This window comes from Streptomyces poonensis, from assembly GCF_014650915.1.
Classification (GTDB): Bacteria; Actinomycetota; Actinomycetes; order Streptomycetales; family Streptomycetaceae; genus Streptomyces; species Streptomyces poonensis.
Genome location: NZ_BMVW01000003.1, coordinates 295,240 through 321,728, shown reverse-complemented (window position 1 = coordinate 321,728; position 26,489 = coordinate 295,240). Strand labels below are relative to the sequence as shown.

The following is a 26,489-nucleotide window of genomic DNA, read 5'->3' as shown; positions in this document are numbered from 1 at the left end:
GCGGCTCACCGGTCGCGGCCCGACAGAGGGGGTTCCCGTGAGGTTTGTCTGGCAGTTCCTGGCCGTAATGGTGGTGTACGCCCTGGGCAGCAGCGCCGTCAACGCGGTGAAGGAGAACGACTGGCTCACGCTCGTCCTCGGCGTCGTGGTCGCCGCACTGGTCGTGCTCGTGTACGGGTGGGTGGTGCGGCGCACCGAGCACCGGCCCGCCCTGGACGTGGCCCGGGAGGGCGCCGTGGCCCGGACCGGCTGGGGCGTCCTGATCGGCGGCGGGATGTTCACGGCCGTCATCGTGATCCTCTTCACCTCCGGGTACTACGACGTCGACGGCCTGGGCTCGGTGACCGGCGCACTGGGGCTGCTCGGCTTCATGGCCGCCGCCGCGGCGACCGAGGAAGTGGTGTACCGCGGCGTGCTGTTCCGGATCGTCGAGGAGCGCATCGGCACGTACGCAGCCCTGGTGTCGACAGGCCTCGTGTTCGGCCTCTCGCACCTGCTCAACGAGGACGCGACCCTGTGGGGCGGCCTCGCCATCGCGATCGAGGCCGGCTTCATGCTCGCCGCCGCGTACGCCGCCACCCGCAGCCTCTGGCTGACGATCGGCGTGCACTTCGGCTGGAACTTCGCCGCGGCCGGCGTCTTCAGCACGGAGGTCTCCGGCAACGGCGCCAGCCAGGGGCTCCTGGACGCCTCGACGTCGGGCCCGGAACTGCTCACCGGTGGTGCCTTCGGGCCGGAGGCCAGCGTGTACTCGGTGGGCTTCGGGGCGCTGCTGACCCTGGTGTTCCTGTGGCTGGCCCACCGGCGCGGGCACATCGTGCCCTTCGGTTCCCGGCGAGCCGCGGGCGTCGGCTCCGCCGCTACACTGCCCCGGTGATCGGTCGTCGACGTGTCCCGGAACTGTGGCACCGGCTCGATGTCACGGTCCGGGACCTCCCGCTCGGGATACTGCTCCTCGTGGCGTCGGCCATGCCGGCGTTCCACGGCAACGGCACGGAGATCGGCGGTCTGCCGACCCGTCCCGCCGACGCGCTGGCCGGTGTGGCGGCCGTCCTGCAGTGCGCCCCGCTCGCCGTGCGCCGGCGGTGGCCGCTCGTCTGCCTCACCCTGGTGTCGTGCGGCTTCGCCCTCGACCAGCTGTGCGGCTACCACCTCATGGCCGGCACCGCGCTGCCCATCGCGCTGCTGAGCGCCGGGTCGTATCTGGAGCGGTACCGGCACGCCACCGCGGTCGCCTTCTCCGTGGCGTTCGCTGCGCTGGCGGTCGCGCTCGACCAGCGCGGGCCCGGCAAACCGGTGGCCGAGTTCGTGACGTTCTACCTGGTGATGGCCCTCGCGTGGGGCGTCGGCGTGTGGATGCGCTCCGCCCGGGTCGCGGAGGCCGAACGCCGCAGCCGCGTCGCCGAGGACGCCCGCGCCGCCGAGCGCACCCGGATCGCCCGCGAGCTCCACGACGTCGTGACCCATCATGTGACGGCGATGGTCGTGCAGGCCGAGGCGGCCCGGTACCTGACCGCCTCGCCCGACCGCCTCGACCAGAGCCTGAGCGCCGTCAGTGACACCGGCCGGCGGGCCATCACGGATCTGCGGCACCTGCTCGACCTGCTCAACCCCGACCATGGCAGCGGCCACGGCGGCGAGGACAGGACACCGCCCGTCGGCCGGGTGCTCACGCTCGTCGAGCAGACGCGGCTGGCCGGACAGCCGGTGGAGTTCACCGAGGAGGGCACACCGCCGGCCTCGACCGGCAGCGCCGACCTCGTGGCCTACCGGGTCGTGCAGGAGGCCCTGACCAACGCGCTCAAATACGACCACGGCAGCCGGACCTCGGTCCTGGTGCGCCATGGTGAAAGGGAGATCATCGTGGAGGTCGGCACGGACGGTTCCGGTTCGCGGGCCGGTTCCCCCGGTGGCAGCGGGCGGGGACTGGAGGGCCTGCGGAGACGGGTCGACGTCCTGGGCGGCGACTTCAGCGCGGGCCACCGGAGCGGCGGCGGCTTTCTCGTCCGGGCGCGGATACCCGCGGGAAGCCCGGCATGAGCGCGCCCGTCCGGGTCCTGGTCTGCGACGACCAGGCACTGATCCGCACCGGGCTGTCGACCATCATCGACGCGCAGCCCGACCTGGCGGTGGCGGGCGAGTGCGGAGACGGGCGGACCGCCGTGGAGCTGGCCCGCCGACTGCGCCCGGACGTCGTGGTGATGGACGTGCGCATGCCGGTCCTCGACGGCATCGAGGCCACCCGGCTGCTGGCCGGTGCCGGGGGCGAGCACCCCGTGAAGGTGCTCGTGGTGACCACGTTCAACCTGGACGAGTACGTCTACGAGGCGCTGCGGGCCGGAGCGAGCGGGTTCCTGCTCAAGGACGCGCCGCCGGACCGGCTGCTGCACGGGATCCGGACCGTGGCCATGGGCTCGGCGCTGCTGGATCCCGAGGTGACGCGTCGGCTCGTGGGCCGTTACGCCGCCCGTATCCGGCCCGCCGAGCGCGGCGCGCAGGACATCCCGCTGACACCCCGCGAACTGGAGGTGCTCCGCCTCATCGCGGACGGAATGTCCAACAGTGAGATCGCCGCGGTGCTCGTCATCAGCCACGAGACCGTCAAGACCTTCGTGTCACGCATCCTCACCAAGCTCGACCTGCGCGACCGCGTCCAGGCCGTCGTCTACGCCTACCGGCACGGCCTGGTGACCTGAGACACCGGGCCGGCAACTGCCTGGATGGGGTGTGTCGAAGCAACGGCTGAGAGTGATGCCGTGCCCAACCGGGCGAGACCGAAGTGGTCGCTCCTGACGCCGCCGGAGCAGCCGGCTCACTGTCCATTGTTCTCCTCCTCGTCAGGCCAGGAACCGGGCCTCTCGTCGGTCGTGTCGTCTGCGGAAGCCGACGGCTCGCCGGCGTCCGGCCTGGTACTCGCGGAAGGCATGAATCTGCGCGGTATGTCCTCGGCCGTCTCGTGCTGGTCCTGTGTCTTGATGACATCGGCGATCTGTGCGGCCGGCATCGCCCGCTGCGCGTCCCCGTCAGTGAAGTCCATCCCGTTGAGGAACGCCTCGAAGTGGTCCGCGGCTGTCGGCTGCCGGGCGAAGCGAGTGGACGGTTCCTGCGGAAGAACCGGACCGGGCTGTTCGGCTGTTCGCCGTACGGCCGAGGTATGAGATCACGCAGCCGTTCGGGTACGTCGGTGTCGTTGGCGGCGGACGTCGGCGTGGTCAACAGGCCGAGATCCGCCACGGTCCTCTCCTCCTAGTCGGCCCAGCGGCTGAGCACGGCCACGCCGCTGACGTGGTGTCGGGGAGGCACCTCGGCCGGGGGCGGGTCAGTCGGCTGCGGACGGGTGCCCAGCAGGGTGTGGCACCCGCCCGCACGCCGGGCGTCACGCGGACGGCGCGGGGGTCGGGGTGTACTCGAACCAGTCGAAGGCGACCGCGCCCTCGGTGGCGTACATGCCGATCACTCGGCCGGTGAAGCCGCAGGCGACCTCGGTGGACAGGTAGCGTCCGTCCAGTTCGGCGAGCGGCCGGGCGTCCGGAGCGTCGGGATCGCCGAGCCAGAAGGCGATGGTGTCGGGGCCCGTGGTGCCGCCGTCGGTGAGTGCGGGTGACGCGGGCACGAGGGCTGACGTGCGGATCGTCACGGTGAGGGGCAGCGGCCCGGCCGGGGCCGGCCGGCGGGCCACGGTCTGGCGCAGTGGTCCGATGCGGGCGGCGACGCGGATCTCCCCGTTTCCGGCCTCGACCTCGTAATGGTGGGCCTCGTCCAGGCGTACGCACAGACCACCGCGTCCCGTGCCCGGGTCGGTCATGGCGGTGACGCGGCAGTCGTGGTGCTGCTGGCGGCGGCCGACGAAGGTGTATCCGGGGCGGTCGAGGGTGGGGCCGGTGGCGTTGAGGACCAGCCGGCCAGGGCGTTCGGTGAGCGACCAGGAGCTCTCCGGGCGGGCGAACGGTGAGATCCAGTGCGGCGCGAGAGCGGGCCGGTCGAAGTCGTCGCGGGCGGGCGGGGCCGCAACGGGGTGCCAGGCACCGCCCGGGGCCGCGTGGGTCTCGGGAACGGGCGCGACGACGGGCCAGCCGTCCTCGTCCCACTCCACGGGGGTCAGGAACGTCTCGCGGCCGAGCACGTGCACGTCGGGCGTGAAGCCGCGGGGGCGGACGCCGAGCAGTACCATCCACCAGCTGCCGTCGGGAGCCTCGACCAGGTCGGCGTGGCCGGTGTTCTGGATGGAGCGGGCGGTACCGCTGTGGGACAGCAGGGGGTTGGCGGGTGCGCCCTCCCAGGGGCCGCGCGGCGAGCGGCTGCGGGCCATGGACACGCTGTGGCCGCGTTCCGTGCCGCCTTCCGCGATCAGCAGGTACCACCAGTCGCCGATGCGGTAGAGGTGCGGCGCTTCGGGGTACTTGAGGCCGCTGCCCGACCACGTGGGGAAGGGCCCCTCCAGTACCTCGCCCTTGACCGGGTCGATCCGGGCCATGTTGATGCCGCCTTCGGGGCCGGAGAAGGCGCACCAGCAGGTGCCGTCCTCCTCCCACGCCAGGTCGGGGTCGATCCCGGACAGGTCGATCCACACGGGGTCGCTCCACGGCCCCTCGGGCCGCTCGGCCGAGACGACGAAGTTGCCGCCGCCATTGATATTGGTGTTGATGACCCAGTAGCGGCCGTCGTGATGGCGGATCGTGGGGGCGTAGAGGCCTCCGGACGCCTTGGCGCCGGGGAGGGGCAGCGGCAGTTGCCCGGGGCGGTCGAGCACGTTGCCGATCTGCTCCCAGTGCACGAGGTCCTTGCTGTGGAAGAGCGGCAGCCCGGGGAAGTACTCGAAGCTGGAGCACACCAGGTAGTAGTCGTCACCGACCCGGCACACGCTCGGATCGGGGTGGAACCCGCTGATCACAGGGTTGTCGTACATGTGCATGGAGATGTCGTCCCTTCGAGCCGCCGGGCGCCGGCAAGCGAGTCTAGGCGAGCGTTCGGTTCTCGGTTGTCCGTTTGGTTTGCGGTCCGGGCGCCGCGCCGGTTCGGGGCGGCATCGCGGGCGGGGCGGTACCGCGGGCGGGACGGCACCGTGGGCGGGGCGGCGGCCCATGACTTCCGGGCTCCGAGTGGTGCTCGCCCCGACGATCGTCGAGGCGCTTTCCAGGTCGCTACGGCGGAGGCCCACGCTAACGTGATCAAGCCGATCGAAGCCTCGTTCGGCCGCGCCCTTCATGGCGGAACTCCTGTGCCGTGCGCGGGCGTTGACAGGCAGCGGGGGGCGAGGGGAGTGCAAAGGTGTCACGTGAAGGTGCGCGAAGTCCGTGGCGGCTGCTGTTGGTCGAGGACGACCAGGAACTGGTCACCATGCTCTCCGGGATGCTGCGGGACGAGGGGTACGCGGTCGACGTCGCGACCGACGGCCAACGCGGTCTGCACCTCGGCCTCACCCGGCAGTACGACGTGCTCGTCGTCGACCGGCGGCTGCCGGTGCTGGACGGACTGGACCTGCTGACCCGGCTGCGGTCCCGCGCGGTGCGCACGCCGGTGTTGCTGCTGACCGCGATGGGCACCGTGCACGACCGGGTCGACGGCCTGGACGCCGGTGCCGACGACTACCTGGTCAAGCCGTTCGAGATCGACGAGCTCAGCGCCCGATTAAGGGCGTTGTGCAGACGGGCGCTCGACGGCACCGACGTGCTGCGGATCGGCTCGGGGCACCTGTACGTCGGTCACCGGGAGGTCGAGCTCGCCGACGGCGAGCGGGTCCCCCTCACCGCGCGGGAGTTCGCCCTGCTGTGGGTGCTCGCCTCGCGCCCCGACACCGTGTATCCGCGGGCGGAGCTGCGCCGGATGGTCTTCCAGGAGGCGCCCGCGTCGTCCATCGTCGACACCTACGTCTACTACCTGCGCCGCAAGCTCGGCCGGCGGGTGGTGCGCACGGTCCGCGGACTCGGCTACCGGCTGGGCGCGCTGTGAGGGCGTCGGTCCACGGGGAGTGGGCGGTGGTGCACCGGGCGCGGCTGCGGATCGCCGTGCTCACCGGCGTGATCATCACGCTGCTGGTCGTGATCGTCGGAAGCACCGCGAGCATGGTGATGACGCGGGCGCAGAACGAGCAGGTGTGGCGGGAGCTGCGCTACGGCGCTGCACGCGGCGACCTGTCGAGTCCGCCGGGATGCACCTGGCTGTACGCGCCCGGTGTGACGGCGCCCCGGAACGGCCCGGCCGGGTTCCCGGTGCGCGCCGACCTGGACCAGGTGCGCCGCACCCACGACGCCGTGGAGCGCACCGTACGGCGTGACGACACGGTCTACCTGGTGCGCACGCAGGCCAGGGCGGACGGGCACGTGGTGCAAGCGGTGTTCGACATGCGCTACCAACTGGCCGACCGCACCCACCTGTGGTACGCGCTGGGCGTCGCGGAGGCGGTCGGTCTCCTCGCCGCGGCCGTCACCGGAGTGGTCCTCGGCCGCCTGTCCGTGGCCCCGCTGGCCGAGGCGCTCGGCCGGCAGCGCCGGTTCGTCACGGACGCCAGTCACGAACTGCGCACCCCGGTCACCCAGGTGTACACGCGGGTGCAGGTGCTGTCGCGGCAGGCGGCCGCCGCAGACTTGCCGGCCCCGCACCGCGACGGTCTGGCCCGGCTGGTCGGTTCGGTCGGCCGGCTCGGCGAGGTGCTCGACGACCTGCTGCTGTCCGCGAGCCTCACGGCGGGCCCGGCGCGGCGGGCGGAACACCGGCCGGTCGATCTGGTGGCGCTGGCCCGGTCGGTGGTCGCCGAGGAGTCGGACCGGACGCGGGACGGCCGCCTCACTGTCGCCGTGGACGGTCCGCCGCACCCGCTGTTCGTCGACGGCGTCGAGTCCGCGCTGCGCCGCGCCGTCGGCGAGCTGCTGTCCAACGCGATCGGCCACACCCCGCCGGGCGGGCGGATCGAGGTGGCGCTCGTGCGCGTCGGCGGTGGCAGGGTCGAGCTGACCGTGACGGACACCGGGCCCGGTTTCGAAACCGCCGAGGCGGAGCGGCTGTTCGACCGGTTCCACCGGGGCGGCGACGGCGGCCGGTACGGACTGGGCCTCGCGCTGCTGCGGGAGGTGGTCACGCACCACGGCGGCACGGTCGCCGCCACCGGCCGCCCGGGGCACGGCGCCCGGTTCACCATCCGGCTCCCGGAGCACGGCCCCCCTCCCACGGCGCACGCGGCTCGTCGTCCGGTCAGGACCGGGCACGGGTGCTGAGCAGACGCGCCGCGGCACGGACGTCCGCGTCCAGGGGGCGGTCCGGGTCGACCGGGGGGACCGTGTCGGCGAGGGCGTCGAGGAGTTCGCCGCACCGGGGCGCGGTGGGGTGGCGGGCTCCGACGTGGACGGCCTGGCGCAGGCCGAGCGCGAGCGACCCGCACAGCAGGCCGAGCAGCTCCGCCATGTCGTAGGAGCGCAGGGCCGCCTGGGTGCCGAACGGGACGACGTCCTGGTTGTGCAGGTTGGTCGGCAGGCTCTGCATCCCGGCCGGGGCCGCGGCGCGGCGGATCTCCGCGACGAAGGAGGTGGTGGCCAGCTGCACGCCCTGCAGGCCGTGCTGGAGGCCCGGTGCGGTGGCGAGCATCGGCGGCAGTCCGCTGTTGCGCGCCGGGTCCACCAGCAGGTCGAGCTGGCGCTCGGCGAGGTTGCCGAGCTGGGCGGTGACAGTGGCGAGCAGGTCGGCGGCGAACGCGGCGGGCTGCCCGAAGAAGTTGCCGCCGTGCACCACCTTCCCCGTGCCGTCGCCCTCGGCGTCCTCGGCGCCCTCGGGGAAGAACAGCGGGTTGTCGCTGACCCCGCCGAGGTCCGCGGCGACCACGCCGTCGACGTAGCGCAGGGCGTCCTCCGCCGCGCCGAGCAGCTGTGGGGCGCAGCGGATGCTGTACGGCTCCTGCAGCGGCCGGGTGCCGGAGGGCGTGCTGCCGGTGAGCGTGTGCCGCATGCGCGCGCCGACGTCGACGGCGCCGGGGTGGCCGTAGGCGCGCAGCAGGTCCTCGTCGAGGAAGCCGGGGTCGCAGCCGAGGAGGTCGGCCAGCAGGCAGGTGAGCGCCGCGAGCGAGCGGTGCGCGGCGCGGACGGCGTCGTGGGCCAGGGCCAGGGCGGCGGTGGTGACGGAGGTGCCGTTGACGAGGGCGAGCGCGTCCCGGCCGTCCAGGGCGAGCGGGCGCAGCCCGGCGGCGGCCAGCGCCTCGGCGGCCGGCCTGCGGGCACCGTCCAGGTAGGCGTGTCCCCGGCCGCGCAGCGCCTGGGTGGCATAGGCGAGCGGGATCAGGTCACCGCTCGCACCGACGGAGCCGTAGCGGGGGACGGCGGGCGAGAACGTCGTGGCGAACATCGCGGCGAGCCGCTCGACGACCTCGGCGGACACCCCTGAGTACCCCTGGGCGAGGGACCAGGTGCGCAGCAGCAGCGCGCCGCGCACGATCTCGTGCGGCAGGTCCGGGCCCTGGCCGGCGCCGAGGTGGGCCAGGGTGTTGTCGCACTGGTCGGCCTCGTCGCTGCGGCCGGCGTAGCCGACGAGCGCGCCGAAGCCGGTGTCGGCGCCGTAGATCCGGCGCTCCTCGCCGCCGTCGCCGTGCCGCAGGGCGTGGAAGAAGCTCCGGCCGCGGTCGATACGCGCGCGGGCCTCGTCGTCCACGGTGACGGTGAGCGGTGCCGCCGCGCGGCGGAGGGCGGCGGGGTCCGGTGGGGCGGTGAGCTGGACGGTGTCCGTGGTGGTCAGCACGACCGGAACCGTAGACAGGCAATCTCAGAGCGCTCTGAAAACGGGTGGATAGCTTCCGGGCCATGACGCACGACTACCTGATCATCGGAGCGGGACCGGCGGGACTACAGCTCGCCGCCTTCCTGGAGCGTGACGGTGCGGACTACGTCGTACTGGAGCGCGGCAGCGGACCGGGCACCTTCTTCACCCGGTTCCCCCGGCACCGCACACTCATCTCGATCAACAAGGTGCACACCGGGTACGACGATCCGGAGCTGCGGCTGCGGATGGACTGGAACTCCCTGCTGAGCGACGACCCCGAGCTGCTGTTCACCCGGTACAGCCCGCGCTACTTCCCGCCGGCCGACGACATGGTCCGCTACCTGTCGGACTTCGCCACCCGGACCGGGGCGCGGGTGGAGTACGACACCGCCGTGGAGAAGGTGTCCCGCGACGGTGACGGCGACGGTGACGGATTCACCGTCACCGACCACACCGGGAAGACCTGGCGGGCACGGCGTCTGGTGATCGCCACCGGGGTGTCCCTGCCCAACCTGCCGTCCGTCCCGGGCATCGAACTCGCCGAACGCTACGACACGTTCGACCCCGACCCGGAGTCCTTCACCGGTCAGCGGGTGCTGATCATCGGGCGGGGCAACTCAGCCTTCGAGACGGCCGACAGCCTGATGGAGACCGCGTCGGTCATCCACGTCGTCGGCTCGGGCTCGCTGCGGCTGGCGTGGCAGTCCCACTACGTCGGGCATCTGCGCGCGGTGAACAACAACTTCCTGGACAGCTACCAGCTGAAGTCGCAGAACGCGCTCCTCGACGGGCGGGTGCTGGAGATCCGCCGGGACGCGGACGGCGGCTTCTCCGTGCCGGTCGCCTTCGAGCGGGTCGACGAGGTGGTCAAGGACATCCGCTACGACCGGGTGATCGTCGCGACCGGTTTCCGGTTCGACACCTCGGTCTTCGACGACAGCTGCGTACCGGATCTGATCGTCGACGGCCGTTTCCCGGCCCTCACACCCGTCGGCGAGTCGGTCAACGTGCCCGGCCTGTACTTCGCCGGGACGATCACCCAGGGACCCGACTTCAAGAAGTCCACGACCGGCTTCATCCACGGCTTCCGCTACATGGTCCGCGCACTGCACCGGGCGCTGCGCAAGCGCCATCACGGCGAGGACTGGCCGGCCGCGGAGCTCGGGGACGCCGTGGAGCGGGCCGTCGACGCGGTCGTCACCCGGGTCAACCGGTCCTCCGCGCTGTGGCAGCAGTTCGCCGTCCTCGGCGACGTCCTGCTCGTCGCCCCGGACGGCACGATGCGCTACGCCGAGGAGGTGCCCGTCCGCCATGTGCCGGACGCCGTGCGCGCCGGTGACTTCGGGGAGGTGGCCGCCCACGCGGTGATCACCCTGGAGTACGGGGCGGACCACGACCGGGTGGACCCCTTCGACGTAACCGCGGGCCGCAAGTCCCAGCAGGACGTGCAGGGTCTCGACGGCCGCTATCTGCACCCGGTCGTCCGCTGGTACCGGGGCGGCGAGTTCGTCTCCGAGCACCACCTCACGGAGAACCTGGAGAACGAGTGGGACAGCGAGGAGGTCCACCGCGCCCCGCTGCGCGCCTTCCTCACCGACCACCTCAACCCGGCCGCCCCGGCCGCCCCGGTGGCCCCGGTGGCTCCGGTGGCCCCGTGATGCTGCGCGCCCTGTACGACGCGGCACGCAAGACGCTGGACCCCGTCCACTACGACTACGTGGCGGGCGGGGCGGGCGAGGAACGCGTCGTCGCCGGGAACGAGGGGGCCTTCGACCGGTACGCCCTCCTGCCGAGGGTGCTGTGCGGCAGCGAGGTCCGGGACACCGCCGTCGACCTGCCGGGTGCCCGGCGGGCGGCGCCGGTGGTCGTCGCGCCGACCGCGTTCCACCGGCTGCTGCATCCCGGCGGCGAGCGGGCCACGGCCCGGGCCGCCGCGGCCGAGGGCGCTGTCCTGGTGACGGGGACGGCCGCGACCACGGCGGTCGCCGACGTCGTCGCGGCGGCCCGCGAGGCGGCCGCCGACCCGGCCGTGTGGTTCCAGCTGTACCTGCACCCCCGGCGGGAGGTCACCGAGGCGCTCGTGCGGCGCGCCGAGCGGGCGGGCTGCACGGCGCTGGTGGTCACCGTCGACTCGCCGGTGTTCGGCCGGCACACCAGGGACCTGCGCAACGGGTTCACCGACCTGCCGCCCGGCTACGCCGCGGAGAACATGCGCGGCCTGCCCGGCGCCCCGCCGGACGGTCTCACCGACATCCCCATGTCCCCGTCGCTCTCCTGGCGGGACCTCGGCGAACTGCTGCACATGACCTCACTGCCCGTACTGGTCAAGGGGGTGCTGCACCCGGCGGACGCGACGGTGGCCGTCGAGCACGGCGCGGCCGGGGTGATCGTGTCCAACCACGGGGGCCGCCAGAGCGACGCCGTACCGGCCGCCGTGGACTGCCTGCCCGCGGTCGCCCGCGCCGTCGCGGGCCGGGTGCCGGTGCTGCTGGACGGCGGGATACGCCGGGGCAGCGACGTCGCCGTCGCGCTGGCGCTCGGCGCGGCGGCCGTCGGTGTCGGACGCCCGGCGGTGTGGGGCCTGGCCGCCGAGGGAGAGGCCGGGGTCCGGGCCGTCCTGAGGACCCTGTGCGACGAGTACGACCACACGCTCGCGCTGTGCGGAGGGCGCCGGAACACGGATCTGGCGAGGGACATGGTCGTCCGGAAGGGGGAGACGTGGTGAGGAGCGAGACGTGGTGAGGAGCGGAACGAAGCCGGCCACGGCGGACACGTGGTGGCTGCCGCGCGGTGTCGTCGCACTGCGCGGGCGCATCTTCGAGAAGGTCAACGGCGACCGGACGGTGACCCTGCCCGACGCCGCGCACGGGCCGGATGTCTTCGAGCGCGTGTACGCGCACCCGGCCGCGAACGGGCGGAGCGCGGGGGCGGGGCTGTCCGACCTGTTCTGGTACTGGCTGTCGCCGGGGCCGGAAGTCCATCAGGAGCACCTGGAGCCCGGCGAGCGCTACGAGGACGTGGCGGCGGCGACGCGGCGCATGCTCGCCGGGAGTTCGGCGGAGCTCGCGGCGGCGGCCGGCCGCGCTGTCGCCCGGGTGCTCGACACGGTGCCGGACACCCGGATCAGCCTCGTCCGGCTGCGGGACCTGGTGATGCCCGCCTGGGCCGAGTTCTGCTACGAGATGGTGTTCAGGGAGCCGTGCCCGCCGCGCGCCCGGGAACTGATCACCGCGCACGCCGACGACGTGATCAACGCCCTGAAGTGCACCGGACTGCGGCACCCCGGGCGCCGGGCCCGGCTGACGGCGTACCTGCGCGAGCGGGTCGCCGCCGGTGACGTGCCCCACGAGCTGCCGGCCTCGCTGTCACCGCAGGAGCAGGTGCACTACCTGCAAGGGACGATGTTCAACACGGCCGTCGTACAGCTCTCCGAGGCCACCGCGCACGTCCTGCTCGCCCTGGCCCGCCACCCCGAGGTGCAGCAGCGTGTGTGGGCGCACCCCGACGACGACCGGTACCTCACGCACGTGCTCGACGAGACGATGCGGCTGTACCCGCTGTTCGGCATCGCGCACCGCATCACCACGGACGCGATACCGCTCGACGAGCACACCACGCTGCCGGCGGGCTCCGTGGTGTGCTTCAGCTACCCCGGCTACCACGCCACGGGATACGACCGGCCCGACGCGTTCGACCCGGACCGCTGGGACACCCTGTCTGCGAAGGACGCCCACTTCATCCCGTTCGGCGTGGCCGCGAACCGCCCCTGCCCGGCGTGGCGGCTCTCCCCGCTCGTGCTGCGGGCCGCGGTCCGGGAGGTGCTGCGCCGCTTCCGGCTGGACTCCACGGCCTCGCACACCCGGTCCAACCCGCACCGCGCGCCCTGTCTGCTGATCCCGCGCGGCCTGTCACCCCAGCCGCGCCGGACGGAGGCGCTGCGGCGGTTCGTGCGGGTGCGGGACGGGGTGGAGGACGTCACGCGGAGCGTACGGCAGTTGGTGCTCGGCACGGTCATGGTGCTGCACGCCCGTCGGCAGCGGCTGGCGGAACGTTATTTCGAGGAGTCTCCGGCCGGCCGCTGCCCGGTCGCCCACCAGGGAGGGAACAGAGGATGACCCCCGCGGAACTCGCCCCCAAGTTCTTCCTCGCCGTCGTGGTCATCCTGGTCGTCTGCCGGGCCGTCAGCCGACTGCTGCAGACGGTCGGGCAGCCGCCCGTCGTCGGCGAGATGATCGCCGGTGTGGTGCTGGGCCCGTCGGTGCTCGGCGCCCTGCTGCCCGGCGTCGAGTCGGGCCTCTTCCCGCAGGAACTGCGGCCGGTCCTCTACGTGGTGGGGCAGATCGGTCTCGTCGCGTTCATGTTCCGCGTCGGCTGGGACTTCCGAGTGGACCGGCTGCGCGGGGTCGCCCGGCCCGCCGGGCTGGTCTCCGCCGCGGGCGTGGTCGTACCGGTGCTGCTCGGCGTGCTGCTGATCTACGCCGTCGGCGAGCGGACCGGCGCCCTGGCCGAGGACGTGCCCCTGCTGGTGTCGGCCCTGTTCGTCGGGGTCGCGCTGGCGGTGACGGCGTTCCCCATGCTGGCCCGCATCATCGCCGAACGGGGCCTGACGGGCACCCGGTACGGGTCGCTCGCGCTCGGCGCCGGCTCCGTCGACGACGCGGTCGCGTGGATCCTGCTCGCCGGGGTGTTCAGCATCGCCGGCGGCAGTGCCGGGCTGGTGTCCCTGGCCGTCGCGGGCGGGTTCGGACTCGTCCTGGTCATGGTGGGCGTGGTGCGCCTGCACGGCCGTACCACGCTGCTCGCCGACCGGGTCACGCCGGACAGCCTGCTGCTGACGCTGGTCGGCGCGCTCTTCCTGGTGGCCTGGTACACGGACGAGACCGGACTGTACGCGGTGTTCGGCGCGTTCTGCCTCGGACTGGTCTTCCCGCGTTCGCAGCAGCTCGACCGCACGGTGGAGACGCTCAAGCCGGTCGGTACGGTGTTCCTGCCGCTGTTCTTCACCTACTCCGGGCTGAACACCGACTTCACCCTGCTGGGTTCCGGACCGGTGCTGCTGTTCACCGCGGGGTGCGTGCTGTTCGCGGTCGCCGGGAAGTTCGGCGCCTGCTGGCTCGCCGCCCGCGCCGCCGGCGAGCCGAACCAGGTGGCGCTGCGGGTCGGTGCGCTGATGAACGCGCGGGGCCTGATGCAGCTGATCGCGCTCAATCTCGGTCTGGCGGCGGGCATCGTCACCCAGGCGATGTTCAGCGCCCTGGTCGTGGTCGCCGTCGTCACCACCGTCATGGCGACACCGCTGCTGTCGTGGATCGACCGGCGGGAGCGGACGCGGACGGGGACACGGGGCGACGGTGCGCGCCCGGCCCCGGCCGTCGCGGTCGAGAGCCACTGAGACGCCGAACGGCCCGGAGCGACCCGGCCCCACCGTCACGTTCGGCATGACGGTGGGGCCGGGCCGTTGCAGGCGGATCGCCGTTTCGGGTGGATCGCCGTTGTGGGTTGATCGCTGGCCCGGCCGGATCAGGCCCCGGCGGCGAGCCGCCGCTTGTCGGGCTTGCCCGCGGGCGTGAGCGGTACCTCCTCGATGAGGGTGAGACGGGTCGGCGCGCACGCCTCGCCCAGGTCCGCCGCCACCAGCCTGCGCAGCTCACCGAGGGAGGGGACCCGACCGGCGGCGGGCACGACGAACGCGTGCACGGCCTCCCCGGTGCTGTCGTCGGGGACGGCGACGACGTACGCCTCGGCCACCGACGGGTGGGTGGCGAGCAGGCGCTCGACGGGGCCTGCGTAGTACACGTTGGCGTTGACGATGATCACGTCGCGGGCGCGTCCCGTGAGCCACAGCCGGCCCTCGCCGTCGAGCCGGCCGATGTCGCGGGTGCGCACCCAGCCGTCGACGAACACCTCGGCGGTCAGGGCCGGTTCCTGCCAGTAGCCGGTGCTCTGCCCCGGGGTGCGGACGAAGAGCTCGCCGTCGGTGCCGGGCAGTACGGGGCGGCCGTCGGCGTCCCGTACCGCCAGCTCGACCGGCGGCACGCCCAGCGAACCGGGCACGTCCTCGGGGGTGGCCATGGAGATCATGCCGGTCTCGGTCTGGCCGTACCCGTGGAAGACGACCGGGCCGAGCACCTCGGCGGCCTCGCGCAGCCGCCCCGGCCGCAGCGGGGACCCGGACACCATCAGCGCGCGCAGCGTGCCGAGGTCCACGGGTGACTCCCGTTGGCCCGCCACGAGTTTCGTCAGCCGGGCCACGGTGATGACGGACGCCGTCGCCCGGTGCCGCACGATGCTGCCGGGGAGGTCCGGCGGGTCGGCGGTGACCAGGGTGTCGCCCGCCGCGAGCGCGAGCAGCCCGTACTCCATCATCACCTGACTCGCCAGGGTGCCGAACACCAGGAACCGGTCCAGGCGCGCGGCGAGTTCACGGATGGCGGGCGGCCAGGCATCCGGCCGGAGCGCCCAGCCCGCGGTCATCGCCGCGTACGTCTGGGCACACGCCTTGGGAACGCCGGTGCTGCCGCTGGTGTGGATGAGCCGGGCGACGTCCCCCGGCCGTGCCGTGACCCGCGGCCGTATTCCGTCGTCCGCCGCCGACAGCAGGTCGTCGAGCCGGAGGACGACGGTCCCCGGCCGCCCGGTGCTCCGCTCGCCGCTCCGGTCGGTGACCTCGAAGGCGACGTCCGCGAGGAGATGCGCCTGCTGGGCCCGGGTCAGGCCCGGCCGTACGCCGACGACACGGGCGCCCACGACATGGGCCGCGAGGACGGCGGCGAACGCCTCGGGGCTGACGCCCAGCAGCAGGGCGACCCCGTCGCCGGGCCCGACACCGTGCTCCCGCAGCGCGCCGGTCACCCGCCGTACCGCCCCGAGCAGCTGGGCTCCGGACACCACCCGGTCGCCGTGCTCGAACACCGTCCGGCCGCCCGCCGCTTGGAGGAGCTCGAGTACCAGGCCCGGGAACTGCTCACCCGGCTCACCCCGCTCACCTGCCTCAGCCAAGGCACTCCTTCACGAACGCGGCGAGCGGCTGCTGGTGGACCGCCGGGACGTCCCACTCGTTCTCCAGGTTCTCCGCCAGATGGTGGGTGCCGGCGAGGACGCCGTCGCGGTAGTACCGGACGACGGGGTGGAGGTAGCTGGAGTCGCTCGCGTGCTCCACGTCGTTCTCGGTCACGCGCGGGACGGTGACGTCGAACGGGTCGACGCCGTCGTGGTCGGGCCCGTACTCCAGGTCGACGACGAACCGGTGCTCGGCGGGACCGAGACCACCGTCGGTGGCGTACGCGAGCGGCACCTCCTCCTGGTACAGGGCCTGGTCGCCCGCCACCCCGACCACGTCACCGAGGACCCCGAACTGCTGCCAGAGCCCGGACGAGCGGTTGACGCGGGCGACGACGGCGTCGGCGATCGCCTCGGGCGCCGCGGGCAGTGGCCGGGCGGGCCAGGGCGCGTCGTGGTAGCGGGCGTCCAGGATGCGGTGCAGGGCGCGCACCCCGTAACGGAAGCCGTGGATGAAGCCGTTGGTGCCCTTCTTGAAGTCGCGCTGCTGGGTCAGCGTGCCGGCGAAGTACAGGCCCGGCACGTTCACCGACTCGTAGGCGGAAGTCTGCTCGGGGAAGCGGTCGTCGATGACGAGTGCGGGGCGGCAGGTCCCGTCGAAGACGTCCGCGTCGAAGCGGAAGCCGGCGCACAGGATGATCCGGTCGTAGCGCAGCTCGCGGAGGCGTTCCGAGGTCCGGGCGTAGCGGAAGACCACCCGGAACCCGCCGTCGGCGGTCCTCTCGATGTTCTCCACGGTGCCGTCCAGGACGGCGTTCTGGGACTTGAGCTGGTAGCTGTCCAGGAAGTTGTTGTTCACCGCGCGCAGGTGGCCCACGAAGTGGGTCTTCCAGGCCATCCTGAGCGAGTGCGGGCCGGCGACGTGGATGACCGCGGCCTTCGCCATGAGGGCGTCGGCCGTCTCGAACGCGGAGTTGCCCTTGCCGATGATCAGCACCCGCTGGTTGGTGAAGGACACCGGGTCGGTGTCGAACTCGTCGTAGCGCTCGGCGAGTTCGATGCCGGGGATGGGCGGCTCGTTGAGCCGGGAGACGCCGGTCGCCACGACGAGCCGCCGCGCCCGCCACGTCCGTCCGGCGGCGTCGAGGACGGTGAAGACGCCGTCCGCGCCGTCCGCGCCGTTCTCACGGGAGACCCGCACGACATCGGTGCCGTACTCGACGCGGACGCCGGTGCGGTCCGCGAAGTCGGCCAGATAGCGCACGAGGTCGTCGGCGCGGGGGAAGTACTCCTCGCTGTACTTGGTGAACAGCAGTTCCGGGTCGTCGCTGAGCAGCGAGTTCCAGTCCATCCGGAGGTCGAGTTCCGGGTCGGTGTACCCGGTGTTCACCTTGTTGATCGAGATGAGCTGCCGATGTCTGGGGTACCTGGTGAAGAACGTGCCGGGTCCGCTTCCCCGCTCCAGGACGACGTAGTCCCGTCCGTCACGTTCCAGCGAAGCGGCGAGCTGAAGTCCGGCCGGTCCGGCCCCGATGATCAGGTAGTCGCGCACCATGGACTGGACGTTAGCGGCGTGACATCAGAGGGCTCTGAGATTGGGAAGCTCGGTTCGGCTCTGTCCGGCTCCGTCCGGCACGCCGCCTTCCCACGGCATGAAGCTCCTTCGTCACCGCTCGGGGCGACGGGCGTGTCAGCGTTGTCCGGAGCCGGTGATGCGGACGATGCCGCCGGTGACGCTGATCGCGACGCTCGCCACGACGGAGGCCAGCGACGCCCGCCGGACGCTGGGCGGCTCGAGTGACGCCGTCGCCCTGCACCTACACCACGAGATCGCCGTACGCAGAAGGCATGAGACCGCCCCGGTGTCGGCCGGTGTCGGACTCGACCTCGGCGACGACACCCCGCCCGCCTACCCGACCACGTCCACGCCCTGCTGTGATGTCGGCCCCGGACAGGGACGTTCAACGCGGGGCATCCGCTGGATCGACAGCGGCCGACCGTCGAAGCGAGAGCGGGCCGCGATGGGTGGTCCGCGGGAGTGAGCCAAGCCCAAGGAGGAGGCTGCCACTCGACACATCAAACCCATGGGACACGTCCCTATCACATGGAAGCGTGTGTTCCTGTTCGGGTGTTGTCGAGCGCCCTGTACCGGCACAGGCTCGCTCCCTTCCCGGCATGCCGCGTTCGCATCACCCTGTTATCGCCCTGGGCGGAGCGCGACTCATCGACCGCCGTCTGGGTCCCGGGGACATGGGAGGCGTCATGAGGACATTCCGTAGGCCGGTCCGGATCCGCACCGTCCTGGTTGCCGGGGCCGCCGCCTGTCGCGGTCGCACGGGCCGTCGTCCGACCGGTCCGGTCAGCTGCCGGAGCATCAGGGCGGTGGTGGCCCAGGCGATGCGGGTCTCGCCGTGCTGGTGCGGTCTCCCGTAGGCCTTCGGCAGCTTCCCTCACTCCCTCCGGATCGTGGGCGTGAGCCGCGTGGTCGACGGACCCGCCGAATGCCGCGAAGCCGACCTCGGTGTGCCGTGTGGCAACGGAATGGGCCGGATGTTTCCGCACGCGAGGCAAGTGATCGAGATCGTCACGGAATCCGGTGTGTCCTCTGCTCGACGAAACTCTCGGCCTCATCCCCGATGCAGCCGTAGCCGCGAAGGGAGGTTCCCGTTCAGCAGGAAGGCGTGGGCGTCGGCCGCGGCGCGGTCAGTGCGGCCAGGGCCCGGGAAGGTATGCCGCTCCGCGGCCGCAACCCGACCAAAGAACGAGAAAGGTGGTGTGAGGTGCCTGACGAAGTGAAGTCGGCAGCGTGTGATGTGTCACGACTCCTGCAGAGGATGGGGTCGTTCTACCTGCCGCCGCTCCCCATGCGCATTCCTGTCCGTATTCACCAGGACAAACCGCGACTCGAAGCCATGACATGGGATTGGTCGCGTGATTTCCTGCACTTCGGTGACGAGAAGACGGCAGAGCGTTACCTCGATGCCACGATGGAGTGGAGCGAGTACATAGCGGCGGACTGGGATTTCACAACCGCGCTGCTTGCCGCGGAGTGGACGTGCACTCTGTTCCTGTACGACGACCTGTCCCGCCGATCGACTCTGGCGCAGGCCTTCGTGGTGCCCGCTCCGCCGGGGCGGTTCGTCTCCGCGGAGGGATGGCTCGCCCAGGCGATAGAGGACCTGTGGAAGCGCTCGGCGCATGAGGCCTCGCCCATGGCGGCGCGGCGCCTGGAGCTGGCGCTGAGGGAGTTCTTCCTCGGCTGCCTCAAGGAACTCCCGTACCGCAGGGGAGTGGGAGCGCTGCGCTGGCAGGGCTGGGACACCTACCTGTGCATGCGCAGGGAGACCATCGGCATGCCCGTCTTCATGGCGCTGGCCCAGGTGGAGCGTGGCATGAACGTCACGGAGAAGGCGTTCCACGCCACACGGACGGCCGCCAACCTGGTCAATGACCACGTCACTCTGACCAATGACGTCTTCTCCGTCCGCAAGGAACTGTGCAGCGGTGACTGCGTCAACGGGGTCGTGGCCTGGGCCCTGCACAAGGGGACCGGGCTCCAGGAAGCCGTGGACGAGGCATGCGCCCTGATCGACGAGAAGGAACAGCAGTTCCTGGCCGAGCGTGACCGTCTCCTCTCCGCATTACCGGAACTGGAACCTTACTTGGACAGGCTCGGCCACATCATCAGCGGAAACCAGCACTGGAACTACCTCACCCCGCGCTACCACGGTGAGGGCTACATCTGGAACGGCCTCAAATCCGGATACGTGGAACTACGGCCGGACCGCACGGTCATCCGTTCTCGGCGGACGGAGAACCGATGAGCGGCACCGCGATTCCCCGGCTGCCAGGGGGAGTACCCGGGCTGGGGCACGCACTGGCCCTGCGGCGTGATCCCTTCGGCCTCCTGCTGCGGGCACGCGCCTGGGGTGACGTGGTGGAGATCGGCGTCGGCCCACGCCCCGTCTATGTGATCAACTCCCCACGCGTCATCCGGCAGATCCTGGTGTCCGACGCCGCGCACTACGACAAGGGCTCGCTCTTCGAGAAGGCTTCCGCAGTGCTGGGCAATGGTGTCGTCACCTCCAGCGGGGAGTTCCATCGACAGCAGCGGCGCCTGATCCACCCGGCGTTCCAGAGCACCCGCATCCCCTTGTACGCCGAGGTGATGACGGCTCTGGCCGAAGAACTCTCCCAGGCATGGCAGCCGGGCCGGCACCTGCGGATGGACGCGGAGATGCACCGTCTGACCATCACCACCGCGGCCCGGACACTGTTCTCCTCGCGCCTAGCGGATCACGCGGTCACGGAGATCCAGCACTCGCTCCCCGTCTTCCTGTCGACCATCACCGCCCGGGCACTGTCTCCGGTGCCCCTTCTCGAGAAGCTCCCCACGCCGGGGAACCGCCGTTTCGCCCGGGCGCGGCAGCGGATGCTCAGGGCAGTCCTGAGCGTCATCGACGACTACCGCGCCGTAGGCGGCGACCAGGGGGATCTGCTGTCCATGCTGCTCGCCGCACGCGACGCGGACAGCGGACGGGCCATGCCACGTGAGCAGGTCTACGACGAGGCGGTCACCTTCATGGTCGCCGCGTCCGAGAGCACGGCCACCGCACTGTCGTGGGCCTTCCACTATCTGGGGAACCACCGGGCCGTCGAAGAGCGGGTACGCCGCGAGGTGCGGGACTGCCTCGGTGAGCGGGCTGCTGCTCGCCATGGGGACCTGCCCCGGCTCGCCCGCCTTCGCCAGGTCCTGCACGAAGTACTGCGGCTGCATCCCCTGGCACTGCTGCCTCGCAGGGCGCTCCAGGACGTGGAAGTGGACGGCCGGCACTATCCGCGTGGCACGCAGTTCTTCATCAGCCCTCACGCCCTGCACCGCGACCGGCGTCACTACGCCGCTCCGGCCGACTTCGACCCCGACCGCTGGGCTCCCGACCGGGCCCCGCACATCGACCCGGAGACCTACCTTCCGTTCGGCGTGGGCCGGCACGGCTGTCTCGGCGAGAGTTTCGCCTGGTCCAGCATGACCATCACCTTGGCCACGCTCCTCAACCGATTCAGCTTCACCCCGGTGCCGGGCCATCGGATCCGGGAGGTCATGGCCGGCACGAGCAGGCCGTGCCACCTACCGATGATCGTCCATCCCTGCTGACCGCTCCGTTGGAGGCACGCATGACGCCGCTCTCACAGATCCCCGAAGCTCCCGGCGCTCTTCCGCTCCTCGGTCACGGGATGATGATCGCTCGCCGCCCGCTCGCCTTCATCTCCTCGCTCCCCGCCCACGGCGACCTCGTCCGCATCAAACTCGGGCCACGGCCCGCGTACGTCACCACCACTCCCGAACTCACCCACCGGGTGCTGGTCACGAACGCGCGTGACTTCGAACGCGGTTGGCTCTTCGAGAAGGCGTCCCGCTTCCTGGGATCGGGCCTGGGCACGTCCTCGGGGAACGCGCACCGGCGTCAGCGCCGCATGGTGCAGCCGTCCTTCCACCGCGACCGGCTGCCGGCCTACTCCGCGGTGATGAGGGACCAGGCGCGGGCCACCGCACTGCGTTGGCGGCCGGGCCAGGTCGTGGACATGAACCACGCGATGGACGAACTGTCCATGTCCATCGCGACCCGGGCACTGTTCTCCCCCGCGCTGGGCACCCACGTCGGCGACGTGATGCGCCGTGTGCTTCCCGTCCTGACCAACGGCGTGATCCGGCGCACTTCGCTCCCCGACTGGTGGGCAGCCGTGCCCACGCCCGGCAACCGCCGCTTCGAGCGGGCGGTGGCGGAGCTGCGTACGGCGATCGGGACGTCCATCGCCGCCTACCGGCGCAGCGGCACGGATCACGGCGACCTCATGTCGATGCTGCTGGCGAGCCGGGACGACACCGGCGCGGGGTTGACCGACGACGAGGTGTACGACCAGGTGGTCACCCTCATCTCCGCCGCGGTGGAGACGGTGGGAGCCGCCCTTGCCTGGGCGTTCTACGAGATCGCCGCCCGTCCGCCCGTACAGCGACGCCTCCACGGCGAGCTCGATCAGGTCCTGTCCGGCCGACCGCCCGGCTACGATCAGCTGCCCCGGCTCGTCTACACCCGGCGCATCGTGAACGAGGCGCTGCGGTTCTCCGCGGCCTGGCTGTTCATGCGCAGAAGCATCCGGCAGGTCCGGTTGGGGGACGTCGACCTGCCGGCGGGGACGGAGATCATCTACAGTCCCCATCTCCTGCACCACGATCCCCGCTGGTTCCGTGACCCGCATCGCTTCGATCCCGACCGTTGGGCCCCCGACGGCACCGCGCTGAAGTTCCCCAGGGCCTTCGTCCCCTACGCCGCCGGCCCCCATCAGTGCATGGGGAACACCTTCGCCCAACTCGAAATGGTCACAGCTGTCGCCGTGATCTGCGGGCGTTGGGTCCTGCGCGTCCCCCCGGGCGTCCGGGCGCGAGCCGTGGCCCGCATCGACGTCCATCCAGATCGGGCACCGGTGATCGTCGAGCACCGGAGCACGGATCATCCATGACACCACGGGAGCCCGGGGGCGGCTGTTCCGGTGCGTTGGACGGGGTGGGACGGCCCAGCCTGAGCCGTCGAGCGCACCGAGCGGCCTGCTCGGCGAGCCGTGCAGCGCATGGAACACAGTCAGCGTCTCGGTGATGCCGAGTGCCTGCCGGGGACCGGGAGCCCTCAGGGCGGGCTTCCACGGCGGCGCGGTACGCCTCGACGGCGCGGGGGCGCAGTCCGCACCGGCCATGCGGTGGGCGTCGCCGAGGCCACGGAGCAGCTCCGCCCGCGTCGCCGGGGGATCCGTCGCGTCCAGGGCCGCCAGGCAGCGCTGGTAGGCGGTCGCGGCGCGGGCCGCGTTGGCCGCCGGGGTCCGGCCTGCCTGCGGAGGTGGGCGTCCGCATCAAGCCCGCTCGGGCCGCCCTGGCCTCGCCCGATCCGGTCGCCGACCACCTTCCGGGCGGGCGGGACAGGCCGCTGCGAGGCTGTACTGGGTCATGGCCCACAGTCCGGGCTGGGCGGCCAACGTAGGCGGCGACGGCACGTTCGAGGTTGTCGCGCCGTCCCCCCGGGTGCGCGCGGTAGGCCTCGCCGAGGTTCCGCCGGGTGACGCCCCACGCGGGGGACAGAGGTCCGGGCTCGGGCAAGTGAGCCGACGACGCCGAGGTCAAGCCCCGCTGCACCCCGACCGGGGCCAGGACCGCGGTCGTCGTGGACAGCCCGCCCCCTCAGCTCGCAGACGTGCAGTACCCGGGCTCATCGCCCCGGCCCGTTCTGCCGGACGTAACCACTGTTTCCAGGGCCGATCAGGAACCGCCATAAATGGCGTAACGGATGTCCCTGTGACGCCACTCTCCAGGCTGCTCCGGACAATAGCCGTCATCACAGGCCGTGGCCGCGCCGATGCCAGTAGACAACACAGGTTGAGCGCTCCCGGTAACACCGATGGCACGCGATCTCCGTGAGCGTGGAAGGCACACCCTAGACCCGGGCGATGGAACCTGTGAGCGAAATGGGGAAGCGGCATGGTTCGGCACCGCGGGAGGCAGTCGGTCCACAGCCATGGACCGCGTCGTCACGCATGGACCGTCTGAACCGGGTCGCGGAGCTGTTCACGGAATGCCTCGGGTGTGATGAGGAGGCGGCGCGCACGTACACGCGGCGACTGCTCGAAGAGCCCGTCGCACCGTCGCACCCGGGTTCCTCCGGCGGCGGCCCGCAGCCGGCGGCCGCGGGCCGCCCGGTGGCGCAGGACGGTGCCGGCGGAGGCCGGCGGACGGCCGCGGGCGACGGCCCGGACGGCCGCGAGAGCCTCGCGGCGGTGAGCCGTGCGCCGAGTCCCGTCGGACTGGCGCGACTGCTGCACGATCAGGTCGGGCCGCACGGCGCCTCGGCGGTGCTGCTGGCGGCCATCGACCGGCAGGGGGAACTGCGCATGAGCGGTGTCGCCGGCACATCGGCACGGGAGGCCGACACCCGGTCGCGGATCCCCCTGCGGTGTGTGCTCCCCCTCGCCCGGACGGCCCCGGAGGACCAGCTGCTGTGGATCGACGACGACAGTGGCGACCGGATCCTGGCGTGGGTCTCGTCCAGGAGCGGCCCGTCGAGCCCGTACGGTGGCCGGGCCGACGGCCGGCACGGTCGCTCTCCGGGGGAGCGTCTCCTGTGTGTGGTGATCGTTGTCTGGCCGGCCGGCCCGCCGCTGGAACAGGCGGTCCGGCAACGCACGGAGGAACTGACGGGCTCCGCCGGACGGAGGCTGTGCGGCCTGGCCGACCGGGGGCTGCCCGAGGAGAACCTGCGTGCGCCGTGGCTCGCCGCGGTCCTCGATGTCATCCCCATCCCCGCCGCACTGCTCTTCCCGGTCCGGGACGCCCGTGGCCGGGTCGTCGCATTCAACATCGACCGCTGCAACGGGCACGCCACGGACCTCCTGGGGCGAACGCCCGGCCAGATCACCGGCGGCCGGCTCCTGGAGGCACTTCCCGGCCTGGCCCACGCCGGAATCTTCGACGCCTACGTGAAGGTGCTGGAGACCGGCAGGCCCCTGCACCGCGACCCCTTCTCCTGCGAGGAGCCGTTCCGCGGAGTGCGATACCCCGCCGTGCTGAGCGTGCGGGCTCAACGGATCGGCGGCGGGCTGCTGGTCAGCTGGCAGTTCCACGACGAACAGGCACGGATGGCGGCCCGGATCGACGACGCCGAGCGGCTGGTGGACCTCGCGTGGGCCGAGTGGAACCTGATCACCGGCGAGATCACGTGGTCACGGCGCATGTACGACATCTTCGACCTGGATCCGGCGCTGGGCCCGCTCTCCCTGGACCGGCTCTCCCAGCACATTGGGGAGAACGACCTCCCGGTCCTCACCCGGGCCGTACAGACACTCTGCGAACAGCGTGAACCGGTGACGTTCGAGGTCCGCACGCGCCATGCCGACCCCCCACGCCATGTGCGCGTCACCGCCGAACTGGTCCGGGACAGTCTCGGAAACCTGATCGCGGTGCACGGAGTCGTCCAGGACGTCTCCGCCGCCCGACGGATGGAGGCGGCGCTCGAAGCCTCGCGGTGCGAGGCGGAACGTCACCGGCTGCGCATGGCCGAGGAGCTGCAACTGGCGCTGCTGCCACGGCAGCACAACACGCTCCCCGGCCTGTCGATGGCGCTGCGCTACCAGCCGGCGGAGGACAGTGCGCGCATCGGCGGCGACTGGTTCGAAGCGACTCCGCTTCCCGACGGCCGGGTACTGATCGCCATCGGGGACGTCAGCGGGCACGGCCTGCTCGCGGCGGCGGGCATGGCGCAGCTGCGCCATGCCCTGCTGGGCATCGCGCATACGGGCGCCGACGCGGCCCGCATCCTCGACTGCCTCAATCTCGTCGCCTGTCACAGCCACGAGGAGACCGTGATGGCCACCGCGATCGTCGGGCACTTCCACCCGCACGACCGCACCCTGGCCTGGGCCCGGGGAGGCCACCCCCCTCCCGTCCTTGTCCGGGCGGGACAGGCTCGTGAGCTGCACAACGCCGACGGGATCTCACTGGGTGCCACCTTGGATCCCGGATACCGTCTCGAGACCGTCCGGCTTCAGCCCGGCGACCGGGTCATCCTCTACACCGACGGCCTGGTCGAACGCCGCGACGACCGGCGCGACGAGCGCTCGGCCCTGCTCCTGGACGCCGCCCGGCAAGGCGCCCGCGGCGGACCCGAGGAGCATCTCCAGACCCTGCTGTCCACGCTGGACACCAATCCGGAGGACGACACGTGCGTCATCGTCCTCCATGTGAGGAAGTGAGCGATGACGCCCGGGACCCCGTGCAAGGGAGCACGCCCATGAGTTCCTCCCCGGCCGGCGAGGCGGCCGTGCACCGCGCCTTCGCCCGCCGCGAGGCGGCCGTGCGGCACCTGGCGGACACCGCCGGGCAGGTGGCCGCCGTCTGCCGCGACATGGCCGCCCGATTCCGGTGCGGCGGCAAGCTGATCGTGTTCGGCAACGGCGAGTCGGCGGCCGACGCGAGCCACCTGGCGGTCGAGTTCATGCACCCCGTCATGGTGGGGAAACGGGCCCTGCCGGCCGTGGCGCTCGGCAATGACTCGGCGACCATGAGCGGAGTCGGCGCGCGGGAGGGGTTCGCCGGGGTCTTCGAGCACCAGCTGCGGGCGTTCGCCGACAGCGAGGACATCGCGCTCGGGGTCTCGCCGGACGGCCGCTGCCGGAACGTACACCGCGGCCTGGCGGCGGCCCGGCAACTCGGCCTGCTCACCGTCGTCCTCAGCGGTGGCCTGACGGAGGAGGCTCCCGCAGCCGACCATCTGCTGGTGGTGCCGGCCACCGATCCCCTGGTGGTCAAGGAGATACACATGACCACCTACCACATGCTGTGGGAACTGGTACAGGTTTTCCTCGAACAGTACGGGCCGGAGCCGGTCGCATGAGGTCATGGGACGGCCGGGACCGACCGGAATGCCCCGAGGACGTCTGCGTCACCTGCTCGGACGAAGCGCGCTTGCTGCGGGTCGTGAGGTCGTTGCCCGGCGACATGGCGTTGGCCGCCGCCGAGGGGTCGGCCGAGGAACCGGAGGAGATCAGCGTGGCGCTTGTCGTGGCGCCGGTCGGGACGACCGTTCTCGTCCACGCCGGAGAGGCCATCGCGGCCGTGCCGGATGCCGCGCCGGGAGACACGGAGACGGCAGACACGGAGACGGCAGACACGGGGACGGGGCACACAAGGGCGCGAGACACGGATGAGTGAC

The 26,489-nt window shown here is 72.0% G+C and carries 21 protein-coding genes; 16 read left to right on the top strand and 5 right to left on the bottom strand.

Annotated elements, in window-relative coordinates:
• The first annotated feature begins 37 nt into the window (after positions 1 to 37).
• Genes IE242_RS11435 through IE242_RS11425 form a run of 3 tightly spaced genes read left to right on the top strand, consistent with a single transcriptional unit; the run spans position 38 to position 2,696 of the window.
• Complete coding sequence (locus IE242_RS11435; RefSeq protein ID WP_189858032.1) at positions 38 to 877, top strand: CPBP family intramembrane glutamic endopeptidase; 840 nt, start codon at positions 38 to 40, stop codon at positions 875 to 877.
• Positions 874 to 2,040, top strand: coding sequence for a sensor histidine kinase (locus tag IE242_RS11430; RefSeq protein WP_189858030.1), 1,167 nt, complete (start codon positions 874 to 876; stop codon positions 2,038 to 2,040). The genes IE242_RS11435 and IE242_RS11430 overlap by 4 nt, the downstream gene beginning before the upstream one ends.
• Positions 2,037 to 2,696 (top strand): response regulator, encoded by a 660-nt coding sequence (locus tag IE242_RS11425; RefSeq protein WP_189858028.1) that lies wholly within the window; start codon positions 2,037 to 2,039, stop codon positions 2,694 to 2,696. The genes IE242_RS11430 and IE242_RS11425 overlap by 4 nt, the downstream gene beginning before the upstream one ends.
• A 116-nt stretch (positions 2,697 to 2,812) precedes the next feature.
• Here the strand turns inward: IE242_RS11425 and IE242_RS11420 are convergent, their stop codons facing one another.
• Together IE242_RS11420 and IE242_RS11415 are read right to left on the bottom strand one after the other, a co-directional pair.
• On the bottom strand, positions 2,813 to 3,037 hold the full coding sequence (locus tag IE242_RS11420) for a hypothetical protein (RefSeq protein WP_189858026.1): 225 nt from the start codon (positions 3,035 to 3,037) through the stop codon (positions 2,813 to 2,815).
• Between the two features lie 339 nt (positions 3,038 to 3,376).
• Positions 3,377 to 4,912 (bottom strand): glycoside hydrolase family 43 protein, encoded by a 1,536-nt coding sequence (locus IE242_RS11415; protein ID WP_189858024.1) that lies wholly within the window; start codon positions 4,910 to 4,912, stop codon positions 3,377 to 3,379.
• Positions 4,913 to 5,268: 356 nt separating this feature from the next.
• Here IE242_RS11415 and IE242_RS11410 point away from each other — a divergent pair, with 356 nt between their 5' ends.
• Both IE242_RS11410 and IE242_RS11405 read left to right on the top strand, forming a co-directional pair.
• Complete coding sequence (locus IE242_RS11410; protein ID WP_196941602.1) at positions 5,269 to 5,949, top strand: response regulator transcription factor; 681 nt, start codon at positions 5,269 to 5,271, stop codon at positions 5,947 to 5,949.
• A 26-nt stretch (positions 5,950 to 5,975) separates the two neighbouring features.
• On the top strand, positions 5,976 to 7,211 hold the full coding sequence (locus tag IE242_RS11405) for a sensor histidine kinase (protein WP_229858793.1): 1,236 nt from the start codon (positions 5,976 to 5,978) through the stop codon (positions 7,209 to 7,211).
• Here IE242_RS11405 and IE242_RS11400 read toward each other — a convergent pair.
• Entirely contained in the window at positions 7,189 to 8,718 is a 1,530-nt protein-coding gene (locus tag IE242_RS11400; protein WP_189858022.1) for an aromatic amino acid ammonia-lyase, read from the bottom strand. The genes IE242_RS11405 and IE242_RS11400 overlap by 23 nt on opposite strands.
• Positions 8,719 to 8,780: 62 nt before the next feature.
• On the opposite strand from IE242_RS11400, the gene IE242_RS11395 reads away from it, so the two are divergent.
• Genes IE242_RS11395 through IE242_RS11380 form a run of 4 tightly spaced genes read left to right on the top strand, consistent with a single transcriptional unit; the run spans position 8,781 to position 14,131 of the window.
• Positions 8,781 to 10,397: an NAD(P)-binding domain-containing protein gene (locus tag IE242_RS11395; RefSeq protein WP_189858020.1), complete on the top strand. Its 1,617-nt coding sequence runs from the start codon at positions 8,781 to 8,783 to the stop codon at positions 10,395 to 10,397.
• Complete coding sequence (locus IE242_RS11390; RefSeq protein WP_189858018.1) at positions 10,394 to 11,464, top strand: alpha-hydroxy acid oxidase; 1,071 nt, start codon at positions 10,394 to 10,396, stop codon at positions 11,462 to 11,464. The genes IE242_RS11395 and IE242_RS11390 overlap by 4 nt, the downstream gene beginning before the upstream one ends.
• A gap of 13 nt (positions 11,465 to 11,477) precedes the next feature.
• On the top strand, positions 11,478 to 12,854 hold the full coding sequence (locus IE242_RS11385; RefSeq protein ID WP_229858791.1) for a cytochrome P450: 1,377 nt from the start codon (positions 11,478 to 11,480) through the stop codon (positions 12,852 to 12,854).
• A complete protein-coding gene (locus tag IE242_RS11380) occupies positions 12,851 to 14,131 on the top strand; it encodes a cation:proton antiporter (protein ID WP_189858014.1) in 1,281 nt (426 codons plus the stop codon). Before IE242_RS11385 ends, IE242_RS11380 begins: the two co-directional genes overlap by 4 nt.
• Before the next feature lie 128 nt (positions 14,132 to 14,259).
• Here the strand turns inward: IE242_RS11380 and IE242_RS11375 are convergent, their stop codons facing one another.
• Both IE242_RS11375 and IE242_RS11370 read right to left on the bottom strand, forming a co-directional pair.
• Positions 14,260 to 15,738 (bottom strand): class I adenylate-forming enzyme family protein, encoded by a 1,479-nt coding sequence (locus IE242_RS11375; RefSeq protein ID WP_189858012.1) that lies wholly within the window; start codon positions 15,736 to 15,738, stop codon positions 14,260 to 14,262.
• Entirely contained in the window at positions 15,731 to 17,293 is a 1,563-nt protein-coding gene (locus IE242_RS11370; RefSeq protein ID WP_189858010.1) for an NAD(P)-binding domain-containing protein, read from the bottom strand. The genes IE242_RS11375 and IE242_RS11370 overlap by 8 nt, the downstream gene beginning before the upstream one ends.
• A gap of 157 nt (positions 17,294 to 17,450) precedes the next feature.
• Between IE242_RS11370 and IE242_RS11365 the strand changes: the two genes are divergently transcribed.
• The 7 genes from IE242_RS11365 to IE242_RS37660 all read left to right on the top strand — a co-directional run bounded on the left by IE242_RS11365 (position 17,451) and on the right by IE242_RS37660 (position 26,488).
• Positions 17,451 to 17,780, top strand: a complete 330-nt coding sequence (locus IE242_RS11365; RefSeq protein WP_189858008.1) for a hypothetical protein — start codon at positions 17,451 to 17,453, stop codon at positions 17,778 to 17,780.
• Positions 17,781 to 18,650: 870 nt separating this feature from the next.
• Positions 18,651 to 19,562 carry a terpene synthase family protein gene (locus IE242_RS11360; RefSeq protein WP_189858006.1) on the top strand — a complete coding sequence of 304 codons (912 nt, stop codon included), beginning with the start codon at positions 18,651 to 18,653 and terminating at the stop codon, positions 19,560 to 19,562.
• On the top strand, positions 19,559 to 20,893 hold the full coding sequence (locus IE242_RS11355; RefSeq protein ID WP_189858004.1) for a cytochrome P450: 1,335 nt from the start codon (positions 19,559 to 19,561) through the stop codon (positions 20,891 to 20,893). Before IE242_RS11360 ends, IE242_RS11355 begins: the two co-directional genes overlap by 4 nt.
• 20 nt (positions 20,894 to 20,913) lie before the next feature.
• Complete coding sequence (locus IE242_RS11350; RefSeq protein WP_189858001.1) at positions 20,914 to 22,257, top strand: cytochrome P450; 1,344 nt, start codon at positions 20,914 to 20,916, stop codon at positions 22,255 to 22,257.
• A gap of 1,062 nt (positions 22,258 to 23,319) precedes the next feature.
• On the top strand, positions 23,320 to 25,530 hold the full coding sequence (locus IE242_RS11345) for a PP2C family protein-serine/threonine phosphatase (protein ID WP_189857999.1): 2,211 nt from the start codon (positions 23,320 to 23,322) through the stop codon (positions 25,528 to 25,530).
• A 38-nt stretch (positions 25,531 to 25,568) separates the two neighbouring features.
• Positions 25,569 to 26,171, top strand: coding sequence for a D-sedoheptulose-7-phosphate isomerase (locus IE242_RS11340; RefSeq protein ID WP_189857997.1), 603 nt, complete (start codon positions 25,569 to 25,571; stop codon positions 26,169 to 26,171).
• A 71-nt stretch (positions 26,172 to 26,242) separates the two neighbouring features.
• Positions 26,243 to 26,488, top strand: a complete 246-nt coding sequence (locus IE242_RS37660) for a HypC/HybG/HupF family hydrogenase formation chaperone (RefSeq protein WP_229858783.1) — start codon at positions 26,243 to 26,245, stop codon at positions 26,486 to 26,488.
• Position 26,489: the final 1 nt, after the last annotated feature.

Bases quoted from the DNA above. Each gene is read 5' to 3' on its own strand.
- IE242_RS11395 (WP_189858020.1), top strand. From the start codon at position 8,781: ATGACGCACGACTACCTGATCATCGGAGCGGGACCGGCGGGACTACAG.
- IE242_RS11365 (WP_189858008.1), top strand. From the start codon at position 17,451: ATGCGGACGATGCCGCCGGTGACGCTGATCGCGACGCTCGCCACGACG.
- IE242_RS11360 (WP_189858006.1), top strand. From the start codon at position 18,651: ATGACATGGGATTGGTCGCGTGATTTCCTGCACTTCGGTGACGAGAAG.
- IE242_RS11370 (WP_189858010.1), bottom strand. From the start codon at position 17,293: ATGGTGCGCGACTACCTGATCATCGGGGCCGGACCGGCCGGACTTCAG.
- IE242_RS11350 (WP_189858001.1), top strand. From the start codon at position 20,914: ATGACGCCGCTCTCACAGATCCCCGAAGCTCCCGGCGCTCTTCCGCTC.
- IE242_RS11380 (WP_189858014.1), top strand. From the start codon at position 12,851: ATGACCCCCGCGGAACTCGCCCCCAAGTTCTTCCTCGCCGTCGTGGTC.
- IE242_RS11420 (WP_189858026.1), bottom strand. From the start codon at position 3,037: ATGGACTTCACTGACGGGGACGCGCAGCGGGCGATGCCGGCCGCACAG.
- IE242_RS11425 (WP_189858028.1), top strand. From the start codon at position 2,037: ATGAGCGCGCCCGTCCGGGTCCTGGTCTGCGACGACCAGGCACTGATC.
- IE242_RS11340 (WP_189857997.1), top strand. From the start codon at position 25,569: ATGAGTTCCTCCCCGGCCGGCGAGGCGGCCGTGCACCGCGCCTTCGCC.
- IE242_RS11355 (WP_189858004.1), top strand. From the start codon at position 19,559: ATGAGCGGCACCGCGATTCCCCGGCTGCCAGGGGGAGTACCCGGGCTG.
- IE242_RS11345 (WP_189857999.1), top strand. From the start codon at position 23,320: ATGGACCGTCTGAACCGGGTCGCGGAGCTGTTCACGGAATGCCTCGGG.
- IE242_RS11415 (WP_189858024.1), bottom strand. From the start codon at position 4,912: ATGCACATGTACGACAACCCTGTGATCAGCGGGTTCCACCCCGATCCG.